This is a genomic window from Brevibacillus migulae (assembly GCF_004521915.1).
Taxonomy (GTDB): Bacteria; Bacillota; Bacilli; order Brevibacillales; family Brevibacillaceae; genus Brevibacillus_F; species Brevibacillus_F migulae.
Map to the genome: position 1 here is coordinate 41471 of NZ_SDKD01000012.1, position 26198 is coordinate 67668.

Here is a 26198-nt window from a genome sequence, read left to right on the forward strand (position 1 = left end):
CGTTTCCATTTCTCATCTGTTCTATTTTATCAAATCTGTTCTATTCCTTTAGCGTTATGATGAGGAAAAAAGGAGGGGGAGCAGGGATGATACTGTTCAACTATGTACTGATGTGTCTGATTTTCGGAACAACGTTTCTGGTGATCAAGGTAGGGATCGATGCGGGAGCGCCGCCTTTTTTCACGGCGGGGATGCGCTTTTTTCTGGCAGGATTGATCCTGTTTTCATGGATGGTGTGGAAACGAAAGGCGAGCGTATCGCTCTTGCTGCGCAAGGAGATGTTCTTTACGGGGCTGGGTCTGACCTTCGGGACATTCGCGACCTTGTATTGGGCGGAGCAATACGTGACTTCGGGGATTGCCGCGATCTTGTCAGCGACAGGGCCGCTGATGATTCTGTTGCTGCAGATGGGGATCTCTCGCCAAAAGGCTCCTGCGACTTCCGTAGCGGGCTGCATCATCGGATTTGCTGGTGTCTTGATCCTGCTTTTGCCTAGCGTGACGGTCAGCGTCAGCATGCTCTGGCTCTTTGGTTGCCTCGCGATTTTAATCGGAGAGCTGTTCTATTCATCGGGAGCCATCTATTCCAAGCGCGTGATCCAGCGTTTTCAGGAGACCTCTCCGATCGCTTTGAATGCTGCGCAAATGATGTATGGCGGCGGCATGCTGATGATCTTGTCGCTATGCACAGAGCGAGTGGAGGCGGCCGACCTGCTGGCGCCGAATGCGATCTTTTCGCTGCTGTATTTGACGGTCGTCGGCTCCATGATGGGGCACACCATTTTTTACTGGCTTGTCGCGAAAACCAATCCGGTGCTTCCATCGACCTGGCTGTATATTTCTCCGCTGCTTGCCCTGGGGCTAGGAGCTGTCCTGTACAATGAGCCGTTGTCGTTTTTCTCGCTGGCAGGGGGAGTCACGATCATCCTCGGGATTGTGCTGGTCAATCTCGAGACGTTGCGGCAGCTGGTGAACCGAAAAGCGCAGCAAACGATCTAAAAGAATTTATAAAACCATACAACGGTTGTTAAAATGGTCATAGTCAGATAGATTACGCCAAAACGCTGATAGTGGCGTTTCGTTTGTTTGCCATAGTTGGCTTCGGCCGGATTGATCCCGATCATGATGGTTCCGGCAAGGGCGATCACCATCAACAAGATGCTGGCGATTAGAATTGAGGTCATGCTCATCACAGTCACCTCCTGCTTGATGGCTTTATCATAACAATCGGCCGTTATCCTTTCTGTGATCGGTGTCACACTTTTTGCACGCGTCCAACATTTCAGGAACGTGGCTGCGTCTCGTCTACGTAAGAAAAACTTCCATAGAAGCCCTCGCGAAGAGGTTGTCGAGTCCTTCTTTAGAGGAAGTATTTCATGCTGTATCAGGCTGATTAGTTATGAAGATTATACGTTCTGATACAATAAAAAAGAGGGCTAGTCATGATGACGACGCCCTCTTCTTGTATGGTTATGAAGGTTACAGCAGGACGAGACCCATCGCTTCCTTCACACGCAGAATCACTTTTTCGGCTTCGGCCGCTGCTTTTTCGGCGGAATCGCGGAGAATCTTGTCCAATTGGGCAGGGTCATCCAGCTCGCGGTAGCGCTGTTGAATGGCGCCCAGCTTTTCGCTCATGACTTCGACGAGATCCTTCTTCAGATCGCCGTAGCCGCGTCCTTGGTAGCGCTCGACCAAGGTATCCACCGGAATATCGGCGAACAGACTGTAGATGGTGAGCAGGTTGGAAACCCCTGGCTTGTTCTCCCAGTCAAAGCGAATCTCGTTTTCCGTATCGGTCACGGCACGCATGATTTTTTTCTTGAAGACGTCCGGGCTCTCCAGGATCGCGATCCGGCTCGCTTCATTCTCAGCGGACTTGGACATCTTTTTGACAGGGTTGTCCAGCGCCATGATGCGTGCGCCAAAGGATTGGATGTGCGGCTCGGGAATGACGAAGACATCCTTCTCATAGCGCTTGTTAAAACGCTCCGCGATGTCGCGAGTCAGCTCGATATGCTGCTTCTGGTCATCGCCGACAGGTACATGGGTGGCATCGTAAAGCAGGATGTCAGCCGCCATCAGCACTGGATACGTAAACAGTCCGACCTGTACGTTGGCTTTCCCTTCCGATTTATCCTTGAATTGTGTCATCCGGTTCAATTCGCCCATGTAAGAGGCGCATTGCAACAGCCAGCCCAGCTCCGCATGCTGTCTCACATGGGATTGGATGAAGATGGTCGCTTTGGCAGGGTCCACACCGCAAGCCAGGTAAAGCTGTGCGATGGAACGCGATGCTTTCCGCAGTTCTTCGGGATCCTGCGGGACGGTCAATGCGTGCAGGTCCACGACGCAATAAAAAGCTTCTGCTTCATGCTGAAGTTCCACGAACTGTTTCAGGGCGCCCAGATAGTTGCCGATTGTCAGGTTGCCGGATGGTTGTACACCGGAAAAAATGCGTTTCATCTCTTTGCCTCCATCTCGCTATGTATCCCTTTATTTTACTGCAAAAAAGCGGACAAGCAAAGAAAAGAACGCATTTCCCGGAGCAGCTGGAAAATACGTTCTTGCAAGCACTCAATCCTCGACACGTGGCTTCGTAGGGTCGCAGTCCGGCGCATCGACTTCGGATACAGACGCCAGCTTCAGCAGGTAGTAGCATTCCTCGCGTGCCATATGGTCAGGCATGAGGGGAGAAAGCGCGCCGAGCAGTCTCGCGTCCAGATCCAACTCCTCGATCTCTTCCAGGAAGCGGGAGAACAGACGAATCTCCAGATCGACCTCTTGATTAAAGCGGGCCAGGGCAGGGAAACGCTCCAGATTGGTGCGCAGGTATCCGGCCAGCTCGGTGGCTTTGATATAGAAGGCTTCGAATTGCTGGGCAAAGTCGCTGCCTCTGGCGATGATCGGTTTTTCCACCGGATCGCTCAAGCTGGCGATGGTGCTCGCATGTCCCGCAGCATCCGGAAGCCAGAGCAGGTGATAATGTAGCGGATGGCAGGCAGGCGGCAGATCCTCTGCTACGAGGAATTGCGCGATCCGCAAGTACTCATCCACTTCATTGACCATGTGATTGAGGAAGGTGGGAGGCAGATTGATCGAGATATCGCCTTCCAATTGTCTCGCTAAAATGCTCAGCTTAAAGGTGCGTATTTCGGCAGCCTGTAAACAAGCCTGCTGATTCAAATGGAGAATTTCCCCATGGGATAGATCACGACGGGCAGTATCCAGAAGTTGGTCGAAAACGTTGATGAAATGATTGGCTGTGCATACCGCTTCCACTTCTGCAGGGGAGAGCGAGCTGAACAGAAAGCGAGCATGGTCGCCAAGGATTTGCAGCCAAAAGCGCTGCTCAAACAAGGCTGCCTGATCATAATGAACAGTACTCATGAATTTCCCTCCTTCATTACCAACAGCATTTTATGAAAGGAGGCGTAGGTAGGTGCCTATATGACTAGGAAAATTCCGGGTAACCGCGCTTTTAAACCTTTTAAACAAATGATTAAACCTTAGGTACAACCCCCGTCACGAGTGCTTTTTCTCCGCGATGGTCGGATCGGGCATGTCGATAAATTCATGGATGTCTACCGCCAAACGCTCGATCTTGGTAGGGACACCGCGGTAAAACACATAGCGGCCGCGTCGTTCGCTCCAGATAAAATCGGTTTCCAAGAGCAGCTTGATATGCTTGGAGACAGCCGGTTCGGTGATCCCGTGCAGATCCGCCAGCTGCTGAATGCAATAGGGGTGATCCAGCAACGATTTGAGAATGGCAGTCCGCGTCGGATCGCTGAACACTTTCATTTTCGCGATAAAGTCGCTGGCAATCGCCGTTTGTGCGGCGGTTCCTGGCACGTCGACGTGCATGCCCACCGAAATTTTTTCCGGGTAATGTCCCAGCATGAGATGAGGATTTACAAAGGAAGAGGGAAACAAATAGATGCGCTTCAAATCCGCATAGTTGAATTGATACGTCTTCGCCTTCTGAAACTGGACAAAGGTATCGTGCAGCTGCATGCGTGGGTGAATGCCGGATAAAAAGTGCAGCGGGTCTTCCTTCAGTGCTTCTTCCGTATCGTGCACAGCACGGATGAGCCAGGGCTCCACACGCCGTTCCTCTTTGCGGAAATAGGGGAGATAGGCATGGCAAAAATCCAGGAAGGAACGCTTGATGTTCTTTGGACGGACAATCACTTCACGCTGCTCCGGTTTTACCTGCTCATACAAGTCATCGGTTCGTCCCTTCATCCACGCTTCGACCTGCTGGCGGTGATAGATGGGGCCGATCATCCCTTCGATAAATTCTTCCGGAGTCAGGGCTTCGATGCGCTCCAAGGCGGCCTCTATAGACGGATAGGCGTGTTCGTTCCACGGTTCGATGAAATCGAGAATCTCGAGGAAATTATTGGATAAGGTACGGTAATAGGGCAGTTGTTCCACCAGCTTCGACGGGAGCTCCGCTCGCTGCTGTGTCGCCCAGGCTAATCGCGACGTATGATGCTCCGGGTTGGCCAGTACGTGCAGGCTGAGGAAAAATTCGTAGGCTGGCAAATAAAAGATGGAAACATGCTTTTTCAGCCACAGCTGTAAGTCTTGCAAGAACGGTATCCCCCCATCTATCATTATATGAATTAACTGCTTGGTTAATTTATAGATTGAAGTGCGAAAATTATAATTATTATGGAGATATAGGGATACTTTGTCAATCGGCAAATATGGGCACTTCTTCTGGACAATGGTGAAAGCCCGAAGCGTGCATGCAGCTGTCGCTTCGGGCTCTCTGCTTGTCTTTATCCATTTTTCAGAGCTTGAAAGCAGCTCTCCAAATGAGCCAGCTCTTCTTTTGACAGCGCCTGCTGCTGGTAACGATGCCGGTGGTACAGATCGGTAATTTGCGAAATCAGCGCGAACCGCCGGTCATTTCCCCACTTCTGCCCGATGCGCAGCAGGAACTCCTGGCTGGTTTCATCCTTTTGCATCGGCATGCCCTGCGCTTTCATGTAGCGTAAAAACTGGTAGTACAGATAGCGTGCCTGATCATCTTTTGGTGCAGAGAAACGTTCCATGAAAGATTGGACCATTCCTCCAAGGCCGGAGCCTGCCTTGCCCTGTGCCTCGACGGGGGAGATGCGGCCGGAAGCGCCCGCAGAATGAGCCTGTTCCACAGGCATTCCGGCAGGATAGCGCCGCTGCCACATTTTCCGGCCTAACCAGATTGCAAAACCTAGCACGATCAGCGCGATCAAATATGGCTGCAAGAGGGAAAATAGCGTCTCCTCCTGTCCAGACATGCCGTGATCGATCGTGTTCCCCGGTTGACCGTCATTGCCCGTCACGAGATCAATGCGCTGATCTTTGGACAGAATCTGGGCCAATTGGTTAATCCACTGCTCGATCAGCGCCAATAGCGGCGCAAACACAGTAAAAAGCAACGAGCCCAAGGGATTTTTGACAAGCGACCAGAGGACGGAACCGGCAAAGAGCAAGGCACTGACGATGGCCAGATAAGCCGCCAGCCCAACCAGCTTGATTTGCCCCAGCTCTGCGGCTATTCGCAGGCGAAGTGCGGCTGGAACGGACAGTCCCGCTGGTTTTTCCCGCGTGAGAAACTCGCCTTCGCTCGTGATCAGGTAGGTGAGGAGCAGCACGCTCAGCATGCCAAACAAGTCGCTGACTCCGGTCGTGCTCTCGGACAGCGAAACATAGAGAGCTTGATAGATCAGCGAGGCCAAAAAAATGAGCGTGGCGAGTCCAAACCGGCGCAGCAAATCAAAATGATACAGCCGCATGGTCACGATCGTATGGATCCGCCAGTAGAAAGCACCCGCGATCGCAAGGGCTGCGATCCACGAATCGAACCCCAGATAAGCGGCGATCCCCGCAAAGGCGATCAGCGGATAGAGCAGCAGATGGATCCACATGCTGCGCCCTCCGCCTTGATACAGCCACGCCCCCAGACCGAGCAAGCCGGCTGCCGCTGCCGAAAAGGCCAGCATCGGCCAAAAGCGGGTTGCCAAATAGCCGAACAAGGAGAGCAGCCCCGCTGCCATCAAAGCTTCGAGCCAAAAAATCGCCATCCAGCGCCACAGCATACGTCTGTTCACCGCGCTACGCCTCCCTTCCCAGCAGGAGGGGAAGCCACGGCAATCTGCTGATAGACAGGCCGTTCACCGGATACATCCATCAGGAGTACGGTGTGGCCGCGCCGCAGCAGTCGCTGCATCGACTCCCTGATAAAATCGTCCATACGGGGCGTGACGATCAGCAGTGCCTCTTTCTCCCGGCTATGCTCCAAGCGCCGCAGCAGCAAGGGAAGCGAGGTCGGTATGTATTGACTCAAGCGGGCGAGCTGCGTCATCGCCTGCACATAATGTTTCTTTCCGCTTCCTTTCGGCAAGTCAAAATGCTCCTTGCCGCGAAAACGTACGTTGAGCAGCAGCTCATAGGACAAGCCTTCCTGACGGCATCGCGTCGCCAGAGCGGCCAGACATGAGATGGTACGCTCATTGACGGCATCGTTAAAACGCATCAGGGTGGGTTCGTATGATGGCAGGATATGGCCGACGATTCGCCAGGAGGCACGGGCTGTGTACTCGTATTGCCGTGTTTGCAGCTCGCTGGTCTTCGCGCTCGCCTTCCAATCGATCGAGCGAAGCCGATCTCCGGCCGCATAGGGACGCAGCCCGCGTAAAAAAGTCGGGTCATCCTGCGTACGCTGACGGGACAAGCGATTCCCGACCGCTTCCGTCTCGCCCAAGGAAAACGACGGTAAAGGTAAAATGGCCGGATACACCAGCAAGGAAAACGGCATGGGTAAGACCATGGGACAGCCATCCCCGCCAAAAGGGTCCAACGCTTCCCCCTGCAGCTCGCTTAGCCAGATCACGCCGCGCTGCGAGGGGATCAGAGTCAAGCTGCGTTCCACCTGAGATTTTCGTGGAACACTGAGCCAGAGCTCGGCGATCGCGCGCTTTTGGCTGACTGTTACGGAGTCGGCACCCTCAATGTGGACATGCTCAGGCAGCGAAAATTGCAAGCGAGTCAACGGGAGCGGAAGCCATGAACGGTTCACCAGCGTCAAGAGTATCTGTACAGGGGTTCCCGGCATGACACGGCTTTGATCGGCCTCCCACGACACCGTGACCAGCTGCGGCAGTTTGGTCAGCCACCAGCGGCGCATGGCGTACAAGGCAAAAAAGCTTGTCCCCAAAAGCCAGAGGAACCAGCTGCCCGAAAACAAGGCGAAAAACAAAATGAGCGTCCCGAGAAGATGATAAAGCTGACGCAGACTCAACATGTTAGCGAACGCCCTCTTCCACCGGAGTCGGCACGCTTTGCAGGATCTGGGCGACCACTTCCGCTTCCGTCACATGCAGCTCCGCCTCCATGGAAAGCTGGATGCGATGAGTGAACAAGGCAGGCACCGCCAGCTTCACATCATCCGGCAAGACGTACGTGCGACCAGCCAAAAAGGCGAGTGCCTGTGCGGATCGTACCAGCGCCAACATGGCCCGCGGGCTGATTCCGACCGCTACCGCTTTATGCTGACGGGATGCCTCAGTCAGATCGAGGACGTAGCCTTCTACCGCCTCGCTCACATGGATTTGCCGCACCTGTGCCTGCATCGCGATGATTTCTTCCACAGACACCACCGGCTGTATCTGCTCCAGCGGCGAATCGTCGCGGAATCGGCGGAGAATCTCTCTTGAATCATCCCGAGTGCCATAGCCAAGGGAAAGCCGGAAGAGAAAACGATCAAGCTGTGCTTCTGGCAGGGGATAAGTGCCCTCTGACTCGATTGGGTTTTGCGTAGCGATGACAAAAAAGGCAGGGGGAAGCGGGAGCGTGACCCCTTCGATGGTAGCCTGCCGTTCCTCCATGCACTCCAAGAGGCCAGACTGCGTACGAGGGGTGGCCCGGTTGATTTCATCCGCCAGGAGCACATCGGTGAAGACGGGACCGCGCCGCAGCTCGAACTCGCTTTTTTGCGGGTTGAAATAGTGCAAGCCCACGACATCGGTCGGCAGCAGGTCGGAGGTAAATTGAAGACGGTGGAAACTGCCGCCGATCGCCTGCGCCACAGTTTTGGCGAGCATGGTTTTTCCCATGCCGGGCAGATCCTCCAGCAGCACGTGACCGCGAGCCAGCAAGGCGGCGATCAGCAGGCGAATCTGCTCTTCTTTTCCGACCATGACGCGAGAAACTGTATCGAGTAAGGCAGTTGTTTTTGGCTGGGTCATGTGAAAGCTCCTTTTCATAAAATCAATTGGGGATATATGGAATTATGTCATAGATCAACCGAATTTTCACACTTTTCTTTTCCCGCTCTTCGAAAAGGAGGCAGGAAGAAGGGGGAACCAAAATCATACTGTGACTATAGTCACCCGCGACCCAGTAGACAGATTTGGGTAAATTTGTCTGTCAACTGCGAAGCAGGACGAATTTTTTTCACCTGCTTTTCCTAGGAAACGTCCGCATTCGACGACATTTTTTGCGGGAAAAGACCCGTATCCGGCTGAAATGAAAGTCATAAGTGAACAAAAAGCCCGTAAGATAAAAAGGTGTTTGCCTGAAAAAACGTTTCGGCTTTTGACGAAATGACACCATGCACAAAATGTAGAAAAACACATGGAAATGGGAGGGATTTCGACAATTTCATCCCGTTGTCAGTCAATAAGTAGTCCGATAGTATTAAAGCTGCTGGGAATTGTTGGCTGGTAAAATATGAATGCGAAATATGGTGGAATTGTCATGAAAGGGATGTGGCAAGATTTACGCGTTTGCTTGTTCATTTTTCGCTGGTTCGTTTTTTTGGCCTCTTTTCTCTTTTTCGTGGAAGAGACGACTGGGGAATTCATGCTTTTATATTTCTTGGTCGTGATGAATTTATTTTATACCGTCCTGTTGTTTCGGCCGACGCAACGTTTTTTCATGATCTTGCTCACCTTGTTTGATTTGCTGATCAATATCCGATTGATCGCGGAGACGGGCGGGTGGAACAGTCCATTCACCATATACGCCTATACCACTCTGTTTTGGTTAGGAACCTATCTGGCTGGTTGGAAGCTCGTACTGACAACCATTCTCTTTTTTATCAGCAGCCTCGTATATGCAACAAAACCCACGAAAACCTACACCTTGTCTGATTCCTCAAATGAACTCATCATGTTTTTCCTGCAAGTGATCACCCTGTGCAGCATCTACTTTGCTCTTGTCTTCATTTCTTCCCATCTCATGAAGTTGTATCGACGCGTGATTACCTTCTATTTATTTTTGCGGAAGCTTTCGCATACCCAACAGACGGCAGAGCTTTGCCACTCTACGGAACGATTGCTGCGCCGTTTATTTCGGACCCATCACGCCTATCTTTGCTGGCTGGATGAGCCGCAGCCGACCACGGATTGGCGCCGGCTAAGCTACATGACCGAGCTTGCCGAGCGGGGCATGCTGGAGAAGAGCAAGCCGATGCTCCATACCTTTATCAATTACAACGGCAAGGAAGAAACGATTTATTGCTTTCCCCTGCGCGATGGGGGACAACACTACGGTGCTTTTCTTGTCTCGCTAAAAGAACCGCAGATGCCCTCGAGACTGATCTTTTTATACCTGATGCTGGTCTCCTCGGCAGTCATCAACCAGAAAAAACAACTGCAGATGAACCTGGAGATTGCTGCCGCTCTCAATAAAGAAATGCGCAACAAGCTGGCCCAGGATATGCACGATGGCTTGGCGCAGCAGCTGTTTTTTCTCTCGGCGCAGCTGTTTCAGATCAAGCAATCGATAGCTGCTGCAGCAACGCCTGATATCATCAGCAGGTTTGAGCATTTGGAAGAACAGGTGAAGCATTGTCATCTGGAAGTACGCGGCTACATTCACCATCTGTATGATACGAGAGAGACGGGGCAAATCTTTCAAGCGGTGCAAAAGCTGCTGCAGCGGATCACGACAGGACACGAGATTGAACTGGAATACATCACGCGGGGCAGCTACGCAGAGGAAAACCTTAATCTGCTCGAGGTGATCTACCGATTTGTGGAAGAAGCGGTCTACAATGTGCTGAAACACGCGCAGGCGACTCGATTGGAGGTCACCATCGAAGTCACGTCCGTCCAGTGGACGGTCAAAGTGGCGGATAACGGCGTTGGATTGCCGACCGAAAGGCTTCCTGAGCAGGAGGGGCATTATGGAGCGACTGGAATGAATGAACGGATCAAGCAGATGTCGGGTACCTTCCAGATTCGCTCGTGGCCTGATCGCGGTACGGAATTAATCGCTATTATTCCTAGAAAGGCAGTGAAACGTTATGTCTGAAGTACGGTTATTGCTTGCTGATGACCACAAGATCATCAGGGAAGGATTGAAGCTGATCTTAAACAGTTCTCCGCGATACCGCGTCATTGAAGAGGCGGCGAATGGAGACGAGCTGGTACGCAAAGCGATGGCCACCCATCCGGATCTGATCATATCGGATTTGAAAATGCCCGGTCCTTCCATATTGGAGACGTGCAAAATGCTGAAAGAGAGCATACCGGATGTGAAAGTGCTGATTTTAACCGCGTATGACGAAAGTGAGGACATCTTCCGCGCACTGGAGTCCAGCGTTGACGGATATATCAAAAAAGACACGCTCCCCGAGCAGATCCTGAGTACGATCGACATGGTGCTGATGGGGTACTCCTGCTTCCAGCCCAAGCTGAACCGGAAGAAAAAGGAGGAGGAGAGCGAGATCGCGCTGACCGAACGTGAACACGAGATTTTTCAATTGATCATGGAAAATCTGAGCAATCAGGAAATCGCGCAGCAGCTCTTTATTTCCGAAGCCACGGTGAAGACCCATGTCAGCAGCATTTTACGGAAAACGGGGCAGCCCAACCGGTCGCAGGCTGTGCTGTATGCCCTCAAAAAGGGATATGTGCAGGTCCCTTCCTAGTCAATCGGAACAGTATGGAAAAAGATAGCGAGGTTATCGGATGGAAAAAGTAAGAGACGAGATTCAACGATCTCTGGCGGAGCGAATTGTATTTTGCATGGCGGTACTCGTGACCATTGCTTTTCTCTTCGTATTGGGACAGTCTGTTTCCAGCGCGAAGCCATTGATGCAGGATCATTTGCTGTATGGGTGCGGGATGTGCGTGCTCGTGTACTGGTCCATATCACTGCTCCATCGATCGCGCACCTTGCGAACTTCTCTCACGATCAATGCAACCGCATTTTTTTGCCTGCTTCTGTTTTCATTCGGTGCGTTTTACAACCCGTTGCAAATCAAGGAAATCTGGATCGGCTTTCTCCTCTACCCGATCATCATCAGCCTCTTCCAGCATCGTCAGCTGTATCTTATCTGGTGTACCGCTTCCTTTTTGGTCTATGTCTTCTATTTTATGAGCCATCTGGAGGAGATTGCGCTTCCGGAGGCGCTCTCCATCGCCATCATCAGCAAATTGATGTATGCGCTGGTGGCCAATTCTCTGGGCTATTTGATCATCGAGCATCTGGAAGGGATGAAGGCCAGGTATTTACGCCTGAGCGATGAGCGCAATAAGGACTACATGTTTCATGTGCTTTATTCCTTGATTCCGATCGTGGAGAGGAAAACGCAGACATCGAGCAGTGAGATCGAGGAGTCGGCCCGCTTGATGAAGCAGATCGCGAGCTTCTATCCGCAGGAAAAGATTCACGACTGGGAGTTTAATCTGCTGGCGGTTCTGCACTATGTAAGCCGCATCAAGTGGCCGGATTATGTGTTTGAAAAAACGGGCCGGCTGACGACGTTTGAATACCAGATCGTCCAGGAGCATTGCTTTTTCGCCAAGGAAATCATGTATGGACAGCAGGAATGCGAGCGGATCATGGACGCGCTCAAATACCATCATGAACGATTGGACGGCTCCGGGTATCCGTATCAGCTGACCGCTGATGATATCCCGTATTTGGCACAGATCTTGGGAATTGTGGACAGCTATATGGCGATGACGATGTCACGTCCTTACCGAGCGGCTCGGTCGGAAGAGGAAGCGTTTCAGGATATTCAATCGTTGTCAGGCAAGGCGTATCATCCAGAGCTGGTGCAAGCACTATATCGTGCGATCGGATCGCCCGCTATCGAGGAACGGACGCGGGCGGAGCGAAATCTCCCTGCCTATGTAGGAGAAAATCAGTATGTTGGCTAAGGAATATCCGCCTCGATGATGATGTTTTCCGTTTCCTCGTCCTGCTAGGCTGAGAGAAAAGGGGTAACGGAGGGCTGTCATGCTGAAAAAGAGATGTGATCGTTGTAAACGGAGCTCGTTTGGCAACGATGAAATGAGAGAGTGGATCTGTCCGTATTGCCAAAAGGATATTACCCATATAAAGTCTGAGCCGCCCGTCTATTTTACCGTGCGCAACCATCATGCAGCGAAAGACCGCAGACGCAATGACAACCAGCCGAAATCCATTCTGCGGATAAGGGATTTGGCATAGCCGCGTATGGCGTGTATGCAGAGGAATTGAGATCAACCTCATGGAACCATAACAGCCTGCAGAGCTCCTCCTCAAAAAAGGGAGGAGTCTTTTTTTCTCAAGATCGGGTTTTCTCATCCTCAAGGAGGAGGTACCCTCAGCCTGATCGCCAATGAAGTTCCACCTGACAAGGGAGCAACGTCCTTCTGATGATGGAAGAGAAACGATCGAGTGGGACGCTACAATAACCAGAAGGAGGTATCGCCATGTCTCGCAGGGGCTTGCTTCTTGTCTTACAAGTTCTATTAGGTCTATTCGTATTGATGAATTTGTTTCTCTATGTATCTGCCAAATGGACACCAGAGAGAATGCCAGGAATCGCAGGCTGGCGAGTGCTCTCTGTGCTGACGGGCAGCATGGAGCCTGTCATCCGGGCCGGCGATATGGTGATTGTCGCAAAATACCAGGCCGATCATCCCCAGGTGGGTGACGTCATTACGTTTTGGCAGGATGAGGCCAGGAGCTCCCTGATCACCCATCGCGTCATGGAGCGGCTCGATGAAAATGGATATGTACTGACAAAAGGAGATGCCAATCATGAGACGGATGGGGGTTGGACGGCTCCGGATCGCATTCTGGGCAAGGTCGTGCTGACGATTCCCTACGCCGCAGCCCTGCAGAACTTTTTGCGGCACCCTGTTGTTCTTGGGTTGATGATATTGCTTCTGCTGGCTACCAGCTATCGACAATGGAAGCAAAGGAACCGGGGATCTGGTGAGACTCTTGGAAGAAATAAGGAGGATATGATTCATGAGCAGTCGGTTTGAAAAGATGAAGAATTGGCCCTGGAAACGGATCATGATCGGAACGGCCGTCATCTCTTCCATTGCGGCGAGCTCGAGCTTCGGCACCTATGCGTACTTTACCAGCCAGGTGCAAGAGACGAGTGCCTTTACAGCCGGCAAGCTGGAAATCGGGCTGGGGACGACCGAGACCAGTTTTCGTGCAGAGGGAGATGAGCCCTTTTTGCCAGGGGTTCGTTTTGAGAAAAAGCTGCGCATCGAAAACATGAGTGATGTCCCCGTGAAATATGCGCTGTTGGCCAACAAGCAAGGCGGCGATGATATCGTCTATGACCAGCTCATGGTGGAAGTCCGCAGAGGCGGAGCGGATGGAGATTTGCTCTACATGGGACGCGTCAGCCAGTTGACCCGCGCGAATGTCATCATTTCCGAGCTGGAAAAGGAAGCAGGAGATGACCTCCATTTTTCGGTCTACCTGCCGGAAAGTACGGGCAATGAAGTGCAGCAAAAATCGGCAGAAGTGGAATTTGGCTTCCTGGCCACCCAGATCGAAAACGGCGAGTACTTTGCGCAGAGTGGTCCTGTGATGACGCTGACTCCCTCCGATTTTGAAGAAGGCATCATGAAGGCGACCGAACGGGTGATGAAGGATACGGTGCAGGGTACGACCTTCATTTTGGCAGAAGGAAGCTACAGCCTGCCAAACGATTTTACCTTCCCGGCCCACTCGACATGGAAAGCGGAAAAAGGCAAAGAAGGCAAGGTGGTCCTTGACGCCGAGGACTTGAACGTGAAAGAGGTATCGTTTGACGGCATTACCTTCAGCGGCTCGGGAGTCGGCCTCTATGTCGATACCAATGTCAGCATTTCCAACAGCACCTTCGAAGGCTATGAAGCGGCGATTCAGACGACTCCTGGCGACAGCGAGGGACGCAAAGGGCTGACTGTGAAAGACAGCACCTTCAAAAATGTAGACAAAGGGATCGTGCTGGATCAGGAAATGAAGGCCGTGGTCATCGCAGGCAATACGTTTGAAAATGTGGAGCATGCGGTATCCGCTACGGGCGAGAAGGCATCGGAAATTCAAATCGTCGGCAACGACTTCACCAAGGTTAGCGGCTACGCGGTAGACAGCGACGGCGTCCGCATCGGGGATGGCATCACCGGCTTCAAGGAAGCGGCAGACGAGGACGGATCAGGCGAAGGGAAGCTGGCCGTGCATGTCCAGCAAGCAGACTTCTACCTGGAAGCGAACAAGTATAAATGATCGCAGACCAGAGTCAGTAGGGCGAAAGAGGGGAAACCACGTTGAGTATCAGGGACAAATGGATAAGCGGCGTTTTTCTCTTCGGTGTGACCGTTGCTCTCTGGGTGCAGCCATCCCATACGTACAGCTGGATGTGGAACGAGGCGAAGGACACGGGCCATGAGTTTTTCGTCGGCTTGCTCGATATCACCAGCAGCTCCTTTGACGAGAAATGGAAGGTTGTGAAAGGCGGAAATCAGACAGTGGACCTGGGGAAAATGATCCCGGGCGATGAACGGCAGCTGGAAGCGGTCCTCTCCAAAGGGGACAGCGATCTCGATTTTCGCTATAAGATTACCGCGGAGCTGAAGGACGGATCTGCTCCGGATGCGATTGCCAAGCTGGCACAGGTGCTCCGTATGCGCATTGAAAGCCAGGGAGATATCCTGTTCGATGGCTTGGCGAGTGAGCTCTTTCCGATCCGGCCAGGTGAGGAGCCGGTAACGGAACCGGTGACAGAGGAAAAAGAGAAGCAGAAAGAACCGGCATTGAGGGAAACGAAGATGGAACTGGTGCATCGAAAAGGCGAACCAAACAAAGTGTTTCTTATCACGGTGTACTTGCCGAACGAGGGTGTCGATGCTTCCTATCAAGGCTTGGCTGCCAAGCTTCAGCTGAGATTTGAGGCGAAGCAGGATACAACCGGCGCGATATACGCAGAGTAGGAGGGATCATGTGAAAAAGGCATTGCTATATGTAACCACGTTTTCCTCCCTCTGCTTGCTATTGCAACTGGATGGAACATCCGCCTATTTGACGAGTGACAAAATGCAGGAATCCTCCGTATCGCTCGGCACCAATCGGGATATGTTTGTCTTTGAGGAAAGGGACCTGGTCCTGACCACGTCCGTGCACAAGAAGACCAAGATCACTCGTACACAAGGGGCGGGCGGTCAAGGGGGAAGCTCATCATCCACCTCGGACACGAGCATTGAAAGAGGCAGCGCGGTCATTGTTTTCCAACCGATGCGGCCTCATTTGACGCTGGATGCGTCCAATTTTACCGTCACAGGCGACGCGGAGGATTATGTGTCGATCTCCCCGGCCCAATTGCCGGACCGGGCAACAGGACTGGCGTTTATCGTCGAGCACAAACTGGATGCGGTAAACAAAAAGAACGAAACGGTAACCGGACAGCTTCATGTGCAGGCATTGGGCGGATTTTATCATGTCACGGTACCGATAAAGATCCGCACGAATTATAAAGAGACCACGGAAGTGACGACGGTCAGCGCACCACCGCCAGCTCCCGGTACACCGTCAACTCCGCCAACTCCACCGCCATCAACCGATCCTCCTCCAGACTCGGGGACACCTACTCCAGGCGGTTCCGGGGGGAGTACACCACCGGATAGCGGCAGCAATCCGCCAGATGGGGGTGGCACGCCGAGTGATGGAGGCGGCTCTACGGACGGGGGTGGCTCTACGGATGGGGGTGGCTCTACGGATGGGGGCGGCTCTACGGATGGGGGCGGCTCTACGGATGGGGGCGGCTCTACGGATGGAGGCGGCTCTACGGATGGAGGCGGCTCTACGGATGGGGGCGGCTCTACGGATGGGGGCGGCTCTACGGATGGAGGCGGCTCTACGGATGGAGGCGGCTCTTCAGATGGGGGCGGCTCTACGGATGGGGGCGGCTCCTCGGATGGAGGCGGCTCCTCAGATGGAGGCGGCTCCACAGATGGGGGCGGTTCTTCGGATGGAGGCGGCTCCACAGATGGGGGCGGTTCTTCGGATGGAGGCGGCTCCTCAGACGGAGGTAAATCCTCTTGATGCAGTTACCCATATACCCGTTGTATGTGCAGTAGACCCAGTGAGGATCCAATCTTCACTGGGTTTTTTCTTGCCGGCGAACAGGTCCGTATCTGTCGAGTCCCCCCGCGGATGAGAGTGCCCTCCTACTTGAGGATGAGAGAGGAGGAGGCGAGGTTGTAGGCGGGGTTCATTCGTACATCTGCCCGATTTCACCCTGATGCAGGAAGTTAGCTGCTGGAAAAATCCGTATGATTAAAACTGTGAACGGCATACGCGAGCCGCACGAAGAAAGAGAGGAATGCTTACTGTGGCAGTCGTCAAAAAAATCGTATCAGTGCTGACCACGACGTTTCTGGTACTGGTGATCCTGCTGAGCGTGTTCATTTTTGCCGGAAAGTTTAACGGAGGCAAAACGACATTGTTTGGAAATGAGCTGTTGGTTGTACTCAGTGGCTCGATGTCACCGACCTTTGATACGGGAAGCATCGTGGCAATCAGACCGGTTCCTTTCGAACAAATTCAAAAAGGGGACATCGTAACCTTCAAGGACAAGGATGATTTGACCGTCACCCACCGTGTGATCGACTTTGTCGAGAACAAAGGGAAAAAACAATTGGTCACTAAGGGTGATGCCAATGACGGCAAGGATGGCAATCCGGTTCCAGCTGATAAGGTTCTGGGCAAAGTGCAGTACTGGGTGCCGCTGATCGGCTATCTGATCGAGTTTGTCCGCTCGAAGGTTGGCATGCTGCTCTTCCTGGTCGTTCCCGGGCTGTACATCATCGTGAGCCAGATCTGGAAGCTGATGGGCATGATCAAGCAGCAAGAGGCAAACACAAACAACCAGACGTAAGGTGCGGATGGTATCTTGTAGCATGGAATCAGCCGCGTGCTGATTCCAGGTTGCAAGTCATCATATAAAAACTAAGAGATAATCGGGAGGAATTTCAAAATGAACCTGAAAAAACAATTTGCACTGACTTTGGCTTCTGTAGGTTTGGGCGCAGCACTCATCGGTGGAGGAACGTTCGCTTACTTCAGCGACACTGCAGAAGTGAACAACACATTCGCAGCTGGTACGCTGGATCTGTCCGTCGATCCAACTGTCGTGTTCGACCTCGAAAACATGAAGCCTGGTGACTGGTCCACTCGTGCATACAGCATCATAAACGATGGCACCCTGGACATCGGCAACGTATACCTGTCTACCGAAGTAACGGAGACAGATGCAAAAGGCGACAATGGCGGCGAAAGCTTGGATGAGCACATCTACGTAAACTTCAAATGGAACATCGACAACGGTTCCGTTCCAGTATTCGATATGTCCCTCGCTGAGCTGAAAGAAAAAACCGGCACAGATCGTCCAAACATCGCTGAAGCTTGGTGGGCTGCTACTGGTACTGACCTGCCTCCTGGCGACCTCGACGACATCCTGGTTCAAATCGAGTTCCGCGACAACGGTGAAAACCAAAACAAATTCCAAGGCGATTCTATCCAAGTGAAATGGACCTTCGAAGCTACTCAAGGCGAAGGCGAAGCGCTATAAGAAAGCAATGGCTGAAGGTGGGTGCAACGCCCACCTTCTCCTTATAGAGAGAAGCTTTTTTTCCTAGACAGAGATAGAACTGACGCGTTGGAGGCGATCGGAAAATGAACTTGAAAAAGCGATTTGCACTTACCTTGGCATCCGTAGGGCTGGGGGCAGCCTTGGTCAGCGGAGGCACATTTGCTTACTTTAGCGATACCGCAGTCGTCAACAACACCTTTGCCACGGGTACTCTGGATTTGAGTGTGAACCCGACGGTAGCCTTTGATGTCGCCAATTTAAAGCCTGGCGATTATATGGTGCGCTATTTTGAAATTACCAACAGCGGCACGCTGGATATCCAGGATGTCCTGATGAAGACGACCTATACCATCGAGGATGCAAAAGGCGACAACGGTTCCGAGGATTTCGCCAACTACCTCAATGTCGAGTTTTTGACAAGCGATGGACAGGTCGTGCTGCTCAACCAATCGCTGGCAAAGCTAAAGCAGCTCAGCGATAGCGGCAAAGCGCCGGATATCTCCTCCCTGTATGGCTTCATGAAGCATCTGCCGGTAGGCGATTCTGATGTGATCTGCATGAAAATCGTCTTTACCGATACCGGCCTTGATCAAAATATCTTCCAGGGCGATAAGGTGAATCTGAAATGGACACTGGAAGCACATCAAGGTAAAGGGGTCGCCAAGTAAGGGACACAAAAGAGGAAATGGGGAGAAAGCTCGGCGGGTCTAGTGCCTGACGGGCTTTTTGACTGTTTGGAAGAAGCGTGCTATGTTGGACTTATTGGAAAATTTCGGAACAAGGAGGCGGGTTGCATGTTCAAACGGCATGAAGTCCTGTTCAATCAATTGCAAGCTTATCGGGATGAGACGCTTCAGCTCGTGGGAGATGTAACGGAAGAAATGGCGGATCGTATTCCGGCAGGCTTTCGCAATAACATTCGCTGGAATCTGGGGCATATTTATCTGGACCAGTACTTGTGGATTCAGCATTTGACCAAAGAGACGATTCAAATGCCGGACGGGTTTCAGGAGTGGTTCGGCTATGGGACTAGCCCTGCGGATTGGCAAACGAATCCCCCTTCTCTGGAAGCGCTTCAGGAGCTGCTGAAAGGCCAGCCTGGGCACATTCGCGATACTTATGGCGAGCGATTGGAAGAAGAGTTTCCTGCAACGGAAATGGGCATGCATACGATCGAGCAGGTATTGATTCGCACGATATTCCATGAAGGAATGCATATCGAGGCGATCAAGGCGATTCGCAGATTTTTATGAGCCAACATACAAGAAGGAGCTGGCGATAGCAGCTCCTCTTGTCATGATCGAAAGATATTCCGTTATTTCAATGTAAAATGGGCCGCTGCATCAGCCAGTTCTTTCGTTAGACTGTCAATTGTATGCACCATTGACGCCAGCTGTTGGACCCGCGCTGACTGCTCGACCATGGTAGCGGTCACTTCTTCAACGGACGCAGACACTTCTTCGCCGGATGCCGACAGGTTTTGGGCAGATACCATGACTTCGTCTTTTTCCTTTTCCATGAGGGAGACTTCCTCCACCACCCGTTTAATCTGTTCAGTAATATCGGTGATTTTTCCCAGAATGGCATGAAAGGCTTCTTGTGTCTGACCGACATACTCGTCTTGCTTGCAGGCGATTGTACGGATCTCATTTACACTTTGATTATTCTCGGCTACATAAGCCAGATTTTGTTGGATGATGGCATGTATTTCGTTTGACTGGTCAGAGCTTTGCTCGGCAAGTTTGCGAATTTCAGCTGCCACGACTGCAAAGCCTTTTCCATGTTCTCCTGCCCGTGCGGCTTCAATCGAGGCATTTAGGGCAAGCAGATTGGTTTGGCGCGCAATCTCGCTGATCGCACCGGTAATGTTGCTGATCAGATTGGAGCTTTCCTGAAGCTTCAATGTGATCGTGGAGATCTTTTGGACCTGTTCTTCATTCTGTTCGTTGATCTGGATCAGCTCTCCGACGACATGTTTGCTGCTGTGGAACACGTTGATGATTTCCTCCGACCGTTCTCGTACGGCTAAAGCCTTGGCGCTCATGGAAGCGAATTTTTCCCCGAATCCGTAAAACTTGTTCACGATATGTTCGGTATCCTGTGCTTGAGATTCCATCGCCTTGGCGATCTCCTGGGACGTGGTTGACGTTTCGCTGACCGAGGTGGCGGTTTGCTTAGTGGAAGCATCCAGCTCATTCGTGCTGATGGACAGCACCTCTATCGACTTATTCATTTTCGTAATCAATTCTTTGTTTTGCTCAACCATGCGATTGAAACTGTCCGCCAATATTTTGAATTCGCTACGGTACTTGTCATCAGCCGTAACCGTGAGATCACCCGTCGCCAGCTGCTTGAATAGTTTGGTTATTTCCATAAGCGGGTTGACAATCGAACGGGAAAGCACCAGCCCAAAGCCAATCGCAAATAGAATGATGACGATCGTAATGATAGCGATGATCACAAACATATCCTGTATCGGCTGTTGGATGTCTTCATAAGAGTCGAGAATGGTAATGGTCAAGTCCGCCCCCGGAATTTTGTTAATCCGCATGTAATCCCCATTCAAGTCCATGCTGGAGGCTTTTATCTCTTTGGTGGCCCGTTCTTTCAGGAATTCCTCAACACCGGGTCCTTCCAGCTTTGTCCCAACTTTGGCATCGTCCTGGGAGTTGTAGAGGATCGTTCCGCCGCGGCTTACAATCTCGATCCTTCCTTCGCTGTTGATCTTGATATCCTTCAGCTTCCCTACAAAAAACTTGCTGTCCACGGTGGTTGCGAATACCCCCAGGATTTTTCCGTCACTGTCCTTGATTGGCTGAGAAAAGGCTAATAATATTTTCCCGCTGCTTTTCGAGATGATGGCATCGCTGATGAAAGCTTTTCCTTTGAGCGCTTCGGTAAAATACTCCCGATCCGAGCGGGACTGGCCAATATTGTCAACATTGGTTCCGGCCAAGATGGTCCCCTTGGTATCCAGGATCAAATAGGATTCCGTATCACTTGTCCCTTCCAAGCTGGATTTCAACGTCAGGTTAACATTGTCGAAAAAGGGATTGCGTGAAGAGAAAAAGTCCGCATCTGACATGGTCCCGGCTTCCCGGAGCTTCAGCAAATCACGATAGGAGCTGTGATTGGAAACCAGGTAGGTTGCTTGCTCCTGCAATTGGAGTGCAGTCCACAAGCCTTCTCCGAGCCGGTCCGCCATGCTGTTGATTTCATCTTTGCTTTTTTGCAGCACCAAATCAGAAGAATAAATATAGGCTGCCGTGGAAGTTGCCAGAAGTGCGGTAATGACCAATAAACTGATCAGAATAGGCAATTTCACACGAATAGAGGCATTTCTTATTCTATTTGCGAAGCTTCCATCACGACGATTCATACAATTCACGAACTCCTCTTGTTTTGATGTTTATATAACGGCGATTTCGCTTAGGAAGTTAATACCAAAAGATACTCATGTTACGTGCATATCTGATCTTTCTCTGGAAAGAATACCATTTGATGTATTTCCTTAATCCGTTTCCCCCAGAGGAGATCAATGAAACATGAACAATGAGCAAACAGCTGTGGAAACGAAGATCCGGACAGGCCCTTTCTTCGCCGTGATGTTTATCGGGGCGTTTATTGCGTTTCTCAATCAAACGCTGATTAATACCGCTTTGCCGCAGATCATGGACGTTTTTCGGATCGAAGCCGCGACGGCAGACTGGCTGATCACGATTTACATGCTGATCAACGGGATCGTCATACCGATTACGGCCTTTCTCCTAGAACGGTTCACGACCAGACAGATCTATCTGACGAGCATGGGGCTGTTTACGATCGGGACGCTCATTTGCGCGCTTGCCCCCGGTTTCTATACCATTTTGATCGGTCGGGTGGTCCAAGCGGCAGGTGCCGGGATCTTGATGCCGCTCATTACCAACGTGATTTTTACGTTGTTTCCGGTGGAGAAGCGCGGTTCGGTCATGGGGATGCTGGGGATTGCCATTAACTTTGCGCCTGCCGTCGGGCCCACGTTGTCAGGCTGGATTGTCGATGTTTTTTCGTGGCGTGTGCTGTTCTACATTGTTTTTCCCATTGCCTTGGCGAATTTGCTCTTTTCGCTTTTCTTTATCAAAAATGTGTCGGAAACCGCTCGTCCGAAACTGGATGTGTGGAGTGTCATTTTGTCCACGATGGGCTTCGGCGGTGTTTTGTATGGTTTTGCACAAGCAGGTACTGCGGGGTGGAATGATCCGCAGGTGGTCACCATCCTCATCGTCGGAGGGCTTGGCCTGATTGCCTTTATATGGCGGCAATTCACCGTGAGCCATCCGATACTAGAATTCCGGATATTTCAAAATCCGATTTTCTCGCTCACGACGGTGATCAATGTGATTGTCACGATGGCGTTATTCTCGGGAATGATTCTGATCCCGATATACATGCAGCACGTACGGGGGTTTACAGCCCTTCAGTCTGGGCTCATGCTTTTGCCGGGGGGCATTGTCATGGGGCTGATGTCACCGGTGACGGGGCGTTTGTTTGATCGATTCGGGGTGAAATGGCTGGCCATCATCGGGCTTGCGATCACGGTCTTGACGACGTATGCGTTAACGAAGCTGGATACAGATACTTCATTTTCTTATGTGACATGGGTCTATACGCTGCGCATGTTCGGGATGGCGATCTTGATGATGCCGATCTTTACAGCGGGGCTGAATGCGCTGCCGCTGCACCAGAACCGGCATGGCACTGCGATGGTAAATACTTTGCGCATGATGGCTGGGGCGGTTGGCATGGCGTTTTTCGTGTCTGTGATGACGAATCAGACGGCTGCCCACATGAGGGAAATCACGGCAGGAGCGCATGCTGCTTCCGTTGATTCCGGATCGATCCTGGCGAACCCGGCGATCCTGGATTTGAGAAATTTGACCACCGGGGTGCGGATCGCGGCTGCCTCAGATGCCGAGATGGCGCTTGTTGCGCAGGCGACGGTCATGGCGATCAATGACGCGTTTATGATTGCGACGGTGCTGACACTCATCTCGTTGCTTTTCGCGTTTTTTATTCGAAGCAAGGATCCCATGGACAAGAAGGCGACGTAAAAATAAAGCATCGAAAACGAACAGACACCTCTCGCGAAAAGAGGTGTCTGCTTGTTTGGGCAGGGTTTATACGGAAACGGGAACCGCCTGTTTTAATGCCTGTGACAAATCCTCCAAGATATCGTCGATCGCCTCGGTCCCAACAGACAGACGGATCAGCGTAGGACTGACACCGGCCAGGCGCTGTTCTTCCTCTGTCAGCTGCTGGTGGGTCGTGCTTGCCGGATGGATGATCAACGATTTGGAGTCTCCCACATTGGCCAAGTGGGAGAATAGCTGGACGGATTCGATCAGCTTGCGGCCTTCCGCCACTCCGCCTTTGATGCCAAAGGTGAGGATGGCTCCCTGTCCCTTGGGCAAATATTTCTGCGCCAGCGGGTATTGCGAATCTCCTTCAAGCCCCGGATAGCTGACCCATTCGACAGCTGGATGGGCAGCAAGGAATTTGGCGACAGCCAGTGCGTTTTGGCTGTGACGCTCCATCCGCAGGTGCAAGGTCTCCAAGCCTTGCAGGAACAAAAACGAGTTGAAAGGCGATACCGCTGCGCCAATGTCGCGCTGCAGCTGGACACGCGCTTTGATGATGTAAGCGAGATTGCCGACCGCTTCGGTATATACGACGCCATGATAGCTGGGATCAGGGGTGGTCAGTCCGGGAAACTTGCCGTTATTCCAGTCGAATTTTCCAGAATCGACAATGATGCCGCCAATCGAGGTGCCGTGGCCGCCGATGAATTTTGTCGTAGAATGGACCACGATATCCGCTCCGTGTTCGAAGGGACGGGCCAGGATCGGGGAGGCGAAGGTGTTGTCCACGATCAAGGGAACGCCGTGTTCATGGGCGATTTCCGCGATTGCCTCGATATCGGCAATGTCGATGCGGGGGTTGCCGATGGTTTCGACAAAAACAGCCTTCGTTTTATCAGTAATGGCCGTACGGAAATTTTCGGGATTGGATTGATCGACAAAATGAACCTTGATACCTAATTTCGGCAGCGTATTACTGAACAGATTATACGTGCCGCCGTATAGGCTGGAAGAAGAGACGATTTCATCACCGGCTCCGGCAATGTTCAGGATGGAAAAGGTGATAGCGGCTTGGCCGGATGCGGTGGCTAGCGCACCTACGCCGCCTTCGAGCAGGGCGACGCGCTTTTCAAACACATCTTGGGTGGGATTCATGATGCGGCTGTAAATATTGCCGAACTCCTTCAAGGCAAACAGATTGGCTGCATGATCGGCGTCGCGAAACACATATGATGAGGTCTGATAAATCGGGACAGCGCGCGAGCCCGTTGTCGGATCGACTTCCTGCCCGCCGTGCAGTGCAAGCGTTTCTAATTTCCATTCGCGTTTTTCTGCCATTTCCCATCTCTCCCTTTAGAAAATAATAAAAGCCTTCCTCTGGATAGAAGAAGGCTGCGTAGCTGCTTTCACGCGTGTTCATCTCCCAGAATCAATTGGATCCTGCAGGATTTAGCACCTTGCATGCTTGCCATGCCGGTTGCCGGGTTTCATCGGGCCAGTCCCTCCACCACTCTTGATGAAAAATATGGAATTCGTAAGCGTTGTTTCCATTTTACGTAAGGGAAAGTGGGCTGTCAACTCTTTTTTCCGAGTAAATGGATAGGAATAAGGAGAATGGAAAAGTAGGATAAATCACGGTAGGAAAATAGCTGTAGTTCCACTTGCAGCAAGGAAAAATGGACAATTTTTTATAAGCAAAAGGACCTATGGATCAACCGGCTAAAATGGGGGAGGACAAAGTGGGTAGAGTGGGGAGTGATGACAAGCGAACAAGGTGTGGCGAACGAATGTTTCATTATATGCGCGGATTTTTAATTCCAGTTCATTTGAGAATACAGAAAAATGCGATTATTTTAGGAAAAAAGGACTTTTTGCGTTTTTTCTAAATTGTCCACACATGGTATAATTTTCCTTGTACAGTAGTAACGGCTCCTCAAGGGTGGTCGGCTCATCCCGTTGAAAGGGGGTGGGTTTATGACAGTCTATGAGTCGATATCAGTGATGATCGCCTTTGGCACGCTGATAGTGGCAATGCTGTCCTTCGCTAAAAAGAAGTAGATCACCCTTGAACACATCCATCCAGGTGATCCACAACAAAGCCGTATGAGTCGCCCCCCTTGTGGGGAACGCCTATTGTACAGGACCGTTGGTGTAGCCGCACCAGCGGTCTCACTTTATCTCCGCAAAAACCATCAACATATTCCATTTTACCATAATGGTTCCAAAAAATCTACAAGAAGTATCCCCAAAAAAATTACAAGGTTGCTCGATTTTTGTCGTCATGGCGCAGCAGCCAGCGGTGGTATACATACTCGATGATTCCTAAAATCAAGGCCGTTAAAAATACGGCATCCAGAGGTATTCTGGCCCCCGGGAGGAACACATCGAAGAGCAGGAGAGCCACAATTGTCACCGCGATATCCAGTCCAGTGGTCATCCAGAGAGTGCCGCTGCGCAAGAGTGACCGCTCCATGAAGTAGCCAATCACTGCCAAGACCAAACCTACCAGGATGGCTTGCGTAAAGGAAGGGAAATACAGACTGCCGATCAAATAATCCAGAAGCAGTACAGTGATGGGGATGAGTAGCAGTTTGATCAGTAATCGGGACAAGCTGACCCCTCCATATCTACATGTTACCATGTATGTTTGCGATTTGGCGGTTTTTGTATACGTTTTTTTTTCACACTGCGCATCATGGCAGCGGGCTCATTAGAAAATCATGACAAGCTATGGTATGATAGGGCGAGAGAAGGACTACGGACTGGAGGTTTCACGCATGGAGATGGAAGTGAAGGAAGTTACGCCGGTTGAGGTATTGGAAAAGCTGAAAAACGGTGAAGACATTCAATTAATTGATGTACGTGAAGTGGAAGAGTGGAATGAAGGACATATCGCACAGGCCAAGCTGATCCCGATGAGCAGCTTGCCGGCCCGTATGGATGAACTGGACAAAGAGAAGCCGATTATCATGGTATGCCGCAGCGGTGCACGCAGCCATCGCACCTCTGAATATTTGCTACAGTATGGATTTGATGTGGCGAATATGGTAGGCGGTATGCTGGCTTGGCCTGGGGACATCGAAAAAGAATAAGGCAACCATAATTAGCCCGCTTTGCGCTGGATAGTAACGCAAAGCGGTTTTTAACGGAATAAGAAAGGTTACGCTTCGCACGACACCTTTGAAAAGCTTCAATCGAAGCTTTTTTTAAGAC

At 51.5% G+C, this 26198-nt stretch carries 26 protein-coding genes and 1 riboswitch; of the genes, 16 read left to right on the forward strand and 10 right to left on the reverse strand.

The genetic code is table 11. The annotated features are described in order from the left end of the window. The first annotated feature begins 86 nt into the window (after nt 1–86). The gene (locus EIZ37_RS14890; protein ID WP_134685487.1) at nt 87–998 is read left to right on the forward strand and encodes a DMT family transporter; all 912 of its coding nucleotides are present in this window, start codon (nt 87–89) and stop codon (nt 996–998) included. Here EIZ37_RS14890 and EIZ37_RS14895 read toward each other — a convergent pair. The 7 genes from EIZ37_RS14895 to EIZ37_RS14925 all read right to left on the reverse strand — a co-directional run bounded on the left by EIZ37_RS14895 (nt 995) and on the right by EIZ37_RS14925 (nt 8239). Beyond that, the gene (locus EIZ37_RS14895; RefSeq protein WP_134685489.1) at nt 995–1189 is read right to left on the reverse strand and encodes a hypothetical protein; all 195 of its coding nucleotides are present in this window, start codon (nt 1187–1189) and stop codon (nt 995–997) included. The two genes, EIZ37_RS14890 and EIZ37_RS14895, sit on opposite strands and share 4 nt — an antisense overlap. Nucleotides 1190–1478: 289 nt before the next feature. Further along, nucleotides 1479–2465 (reverse strand): tryptophan--tRNA ligase, encoded by a 987-nt coding sequence (gene trpS, locus EIZ37_RS14900; RefSeq protein ID WP_134685491.1) that lies wholly within the window; start codon nt 2463–2465, stop codon nt 1479–1481. 111 nt (nt 2466–2576) lie between these two features. Next, entirely contained in the window at nt 2577–3389 is an 813-nt protein-coding gene (locus tag EIZ37_RS14905) for a DUF2935 domain-containing protein (protein ID WP_134685493.1), read from the reverse strand. 135 nt (nt 3390–3524) lie between these two features. Then, the gene (locus EIZ37_RS14910) at nt 3525–4598 is read right to left on the reverse strand and encodes an ArsR/SmtB family transcription factor (RefSeq protein ID WP_134685494.1); all 1074 of its coding nucleotides are present in this window, start codon (nt 4596–4598) and stop codon (nt 3525–3527) included. Nucleotides 4599–4789: 191 nt separating this feature from the next. After that, complete coding sequence (locus tag EIZ37_RS14915; RefSeq protein ID WP_134685496.1) at nt 4790–6103, reverse strand: DUF4129 domain-containing protein; 1314 nt, start codon at nt 6101–6103, stop codon at nt 4790–4792. Continuing rightward, the gene (locus tag EIZ37_RS14920; RefSeq protein ID WP_235828041.1) at nt 6100–7296 is read right to left on the reverse strand and encodes a DUF58 domain-containing protein; all 1197 of its coding nucleotides are present in this window, start codon (nt 7294–7296) and stop codon (nt 6100–6102) included. Before EIZ37_RS14920 ends, EIZ37_RS14915 begins: the two co-directional genes overlap by 4 nt. A 1-nt stretch (nt 7297) precedes the next feature. Further along, entirely contained in the window at nt 7298–8239 is a 942-nt protein-coding gene (locus EIZ37_RS14925) for an AAA family ATPase (protein ID WP_134685498.1), read from the reverse strand. A gap of 511 nt (nt 8240–8750) precedes the next feature. Between EIZ37_RS14925 and EIZ37_RS14930 the strand changes: the two genes are divergently transcribed. The 12 genes from EIZ37_RS14930 to EIZ37_RS14985 all read left to right on the forward strand — a co-directional run bounded on the left by EIZ37_RS14930 (nt 8751) and on the right by EIZ37_RS14985 (nt 19121). After that, nucleotides 8751–10310, forward strand: coding sequence for a sensor histidine kinase (locus tag EIZ37_RS14930; protein WP_167568893.1), 1560 nt, complete (start codon nt 8751–8753; stop codon nt 10308–10310). Further along, complete coding sequence (locus tag EIZ37_RS14935; RefSeq protein WP_134685502.1) at nt 10303–10929, forward strand: response regulator; 627 nt, start codon at nt 10303–10305, stop codon at nt 10927–10929. The genes EIZ37_RS14930 and EIZ37_RS14935 overlap by 8 nt, the downstream gene beginning before the upstream one ends. Before the next feature lie 40 nt (nt 10930–10969). After that, the gene (locus tag EIZ37_RS14940; protein WP_134685504.1) at nt 10970–12166 is read left to right on the forward strand and encodes an HD-GYP domain-containing protein; all 1197 of its coding nucleotides are present in this window, start codon (nt 10970–10972) and stop codon (nt 12164–12166) included. A 79-nt stretch (nt 12167–12245) separates the two neighbouring features. Beyond that, on the forward strand, nt 12246–12458 hold the full coding sequence (locus tag EIZ37_RS14945; RefSeq protein ID WP_134685506.1) for a hypothetical protein: 213 nt from the start codon (nt 12246–12248) through the stop codon (nt 12456–12458). A gap of 245 nt (nt 12459–12703) precedes the next feature. Then, a complete protein-coding gene (locus EIZ37_RS14950) occupies nt 12704–13264 on the forward strand; it encodes a signal peptidase I (RefSeq protein WP_134685508.1) in 561 nt (186 codons plus the stop codon). Beyond that, nucleotides 13248–14507, forward strand: a complete 1260-nt coding sequence (locus tag EIZ37_RS14955; RefSeq protein WP_134685510.1) for a right-handed parallel beta-helix repeat-containing protein — start codon at nt 13248–13250, stop codon at nt 14505–14507. The genes EIZ37_RS14950 and EIZ37_RS14955 overlap by 17 nt, the downstream gene beginning before the upstream one ends. A 41-nt stretch (nt 14508–14548) precedes the next feature. After that, nucleotides 14549–15211, forward strand: a complete 663-nt coding sequence (locus EIZ37_RS14960) for a zinc-binding metallopeptidase family protein (RefSeq protein WP_134685511.1) — start codon at nt 14549–14551, stop codon at nt 15209–15211. 10 nt (nt 15212–15221) lie between these two features. After that, complete coding sequence (locus EIZ37_RS25995) at nt 15222–16319, forward strand: hypothetical protein (RefSeq protein WP_167568895.1); 1098 nt, start codon at nt 15222–15224, stop codon at nt 16317–16319. Nucleotides 16320–16608: 289 nt separating this feature from the next. Then, entirely contained in the window at nt 16609–17154 is a 546-nt protein-coding gene (locus EIZ37_RS14970; protein ID WP_167568897.1) for a signal peptidase I, read from the forward strand. A 99-nt stretch (nt 17155–17253) separates the two neighbouring features. Beyond that, the gene (locus EIZ37_RS14975; RefSeq protein ID WP_134685515.1) at nt 17254–17847 is read left to right on the forward strand and encodes a TasA family protein; all 594 of its coding nucleotides are present in this window, start codon (nt 17254–17256) and stop codon (nt 17845–17847) included. Between the two features lie 104 nt (nt 17848–17951). Beyond that, a complete protein-coding gene (locus tag EIZ37_RS14980; RefSeq protein ID WP_134685517.1) occupies nt 17952–18536 on the forward strand; it encodes a TasA family protein in 585 nt (194 codons plus the stop codon). A 126-nt stretch (nt 18537–18662) separates the two neighbouring features. Continuing rightward, entirely contained in the window at nt 18663–19121 is a 459-nt protein-coding gene (locus tag EIZ37_RS14985; protein WP_134685519.1) for a DinB family protein, read from the forward strand. Nucleotides 19122–19183: 62 nt separating this feature from the next. Here EIZ37_RS14985 and EIZ37_RS14990 read toward each other — a convergent pair whose 3' ends face one another. After that, the gene (locus EIZ37_RS14990; RefSeq protein WP_134685521.1) at nt 19184–21247 is read right to left on the reverse strand and encodes a methyl-accepting chemotaxis protein; all 2064 of its coding nucleotides are present in this window, start codon (nt 21245–21247) and stop codon (nt 19184–19186) included. Nucleotides 21248–21413: 166 nt separating this feature from the next. On the opposite strand from EIZ37_RS14990, the gene EIZ37_RS14995 reads away from it, so the two are divergent. Then, nucleotides 21414–22958 carry a DHA2 family efflux MFS transporter permease subunit gene (locus EIZ37_RS14995; RefSeq protein WP_134685522.1) on the forward strand — a complete coding sequence of 515 codons (1545 nt, stop codon included), beginning with the start codon at nt 21414–21416 and terminating at the stop codon, nt 22956–22958. 66 nt (nt 22959–23024) lie between these two features. Here the strand turns inward: EIZ37_RS14995 and EIZ37_RS15000 are convergent, their stop codons facing one another. Beyond that, complete coding sequence (locus EIZ37_RS15000) at nt 23025–24323, reverse strand: homocysteine synthase (protein WP_134685524.1); 1299 nt, start codon at nt 24321–24323, stop codon at nt 23025–23027. A 75-nt stretch (nt 24324–24398) separates the two neighbouring features. Beyond that, nucleotides 24399–24508, reverse strand: a riboswitch (SAM riboswitch). Between the two features lie 451 nt (nt 24509–24959). Here EIZ37_RS15000 and EIZ37_RS26445 point away from each other — a divergent pair. After that, complete coding sequence (locus EIZ37_RS26445; protein WP_268898754.1) at nt 24960–25043, forward strand: putative holin-like toxin; 84 nt, start codon at nt 24960–24962, stop codon at nt 25041–25043. Between the two features lie 196 nt (nt 25044–25239). Here the strand turns inward: EIZ37_RS26445 and EIZ37_RS15005 are convergent, their stop codons facing one another. Next, complete coding sequence (locus EIZ37_RS15005; RefSeq protein WP_167568899.1) at nt 25240–25596, reverse strand: DUF2512 family protein; 357 nt, start codon at nt 25594–25596, stop codon at nt 25240–25242. Nucleotides 25597–25762: 166 nt separating this feature from the next. Between EIZ37_RS15005 and EIZ37_RS15010 the strand changes: the two genes are divergently transcribed. After that, the gene (locus tag EIZ37_RS15010; protein ID WP_134685527.1) at nt 25763–26077 is read left to right on the forward strand and encodes a rhodanese-like domain-containing protein; all 315 of its coding nucleotides are present in this window, start codon (nt 25763–25765) and stop codon (nt 26075–26077) included. Nucleotides 26078–26198 lie beyond the last annotated feature (121 nt).

Excerpts from the sequence above, each read along its gene's own strand:
- EIZ37_RS14890 (WP_134685487.1), top strand. The coding sequence starts at position 87 with ATGATACTGTTCAACTATGTACTGATGTGTCTGATTTTCGGAACAACG.
- EIZ37_RS14895 (WP_134685489.1), bottom strand. The coding sequence starts at position 1,189 with ATGAGCATGACCTCAATTCTAATCGCCAGCATCTTGTTGATGGTGATC.
- trpS (WP_134685491.1), bottom strand. The coding sequence starts at position 2,465 with ATGAAACGCATTTTTTCCGGTGTACAACCATCCGGCAACCTGACAATC.
- EIZ37_RS14905 (WP_134685493.1), bottom strand. The coding sequence starts at position 3,389 with ATGAGTACTGTTCATTATGATCAGGCAGCCTTGTTTGAGCAGCGCTTT.
- EIZ37_RS14920 (WP_235828041.1), bottom strand. The coding sequence starts at position 7,296 with ATGTTGAGTCTGCGTCAGCTTTATCATCTTCTCGGGACGCTCATTTTG.
- EIZ37_RS14925 (WP_134685498.1), bottom strand. The coding sequence starts at position 8,239 with ATGACCCAGCCAAAAACAACTGCCTTACTCGATACAGTTTCTCGCGTC.
- EIZ37_RS14930 (WP_167568893.1), top strand. The coding sequence starts at position 8,751 with ATGAAAGGGATGTGGCAAGATTTACGCGTTTGCTTGTTCATTTTTCGC.
- EIZ37_RS14935 (WP_134685502.1), top strand. The coding sequence starts at position 10,303 with ATGTCTGAAGTACGGTTATTGCTTGCTGATGACCACAAGATCATCAGG.
- EIZ37_RS14940 (WP_134685504.1), top strand. The coding sequence starts at position 10,970 with ATGGAAAAAGTAAGAGACGAGATTCAACGATCTCTGGCGGAGCGAATT.
- EIZ37_RS14945 (WP_134685506.1), top strand. The coding sequence starts at position 12,246 with ATGCTGAAAAAGAGATGTGATCGTTGTAAACGGAGCTCGTTTGGCAAC.
- EIZ37_RS14950 (WP_134685508.1), top strand. The coding sequence starts at position 12,704 with ATGTCTCGCAGGGGCTTGCTTCTTGTCTTACAAGTTCTATTAGGTCTA.
- EIZ37_RS14955 (WP_134685510.1), top strand. The coding sequence starts at position 13,248 with ATGAGCAGTCGGTTTGAAAAGATGAAGAATTGGCCCTGGAAACGGATC.
- EIZ37_RS14975 (WP_134685515.1), top strand. The coding sequence starts at position 17,254 with ATGAACCTGAAAAAACAATTTGCACTGACTTTGGCTTCTGTAGGTTTG.
- EIZ37_RS14980 (WP_134685517.1), top strand. The coding sequence starts at position 17,952 with ATGAACTTGAAAAAGCGATTTGCACTTACCTTGGCATCCGTAGGGCTG.
- EIZ37_RS14985 (WP_134685519.1), top strand. The coding sequence starts at position 18,663 with ATGTTCAAACGGCATGAAGTCCTGTTCAATCAATTGCAAGCTTATCGG.
- EIZ37_RS14990 (WP_134685521.1), bottom strand. The coding sequence starts at position 21,247 with ATGAATCGTCGTGATGGAAGCTTCGCAAATAGAATAAGAAATGCCTCT.
- EIZ37_RS14995 (WP_134685522.1), top strand. The coding sequence starts at position 21,414 with ATGAACAATGAGCAAACAGCTGTGGAAACGAAGATCCGGACAGGCCCT.
- EIZ37_RS15000 (WP_134685524.1), bottom strand. The coding sequence starts at position 24,323 with ATGGCAGAAAAACGCGAATGGAAATTAGAAACGCTTGCACTGCACGGC.
- EIZ37_RS26445 (WP_268898754.1), top strand. The coding sequence starts at position 24,960 with ATGACAGTCTATGAGTCGATATCAGTGATGATCGCCTTTGGCACGCTG.
- EIZ37_RS15010 (WP_134685527.1), top strand. The coding sequence starts at position 25,763 with ATGGAGATGGAAGTGAAGGAAGTTACGCCGGTTGAGGTATTGGAAAAG.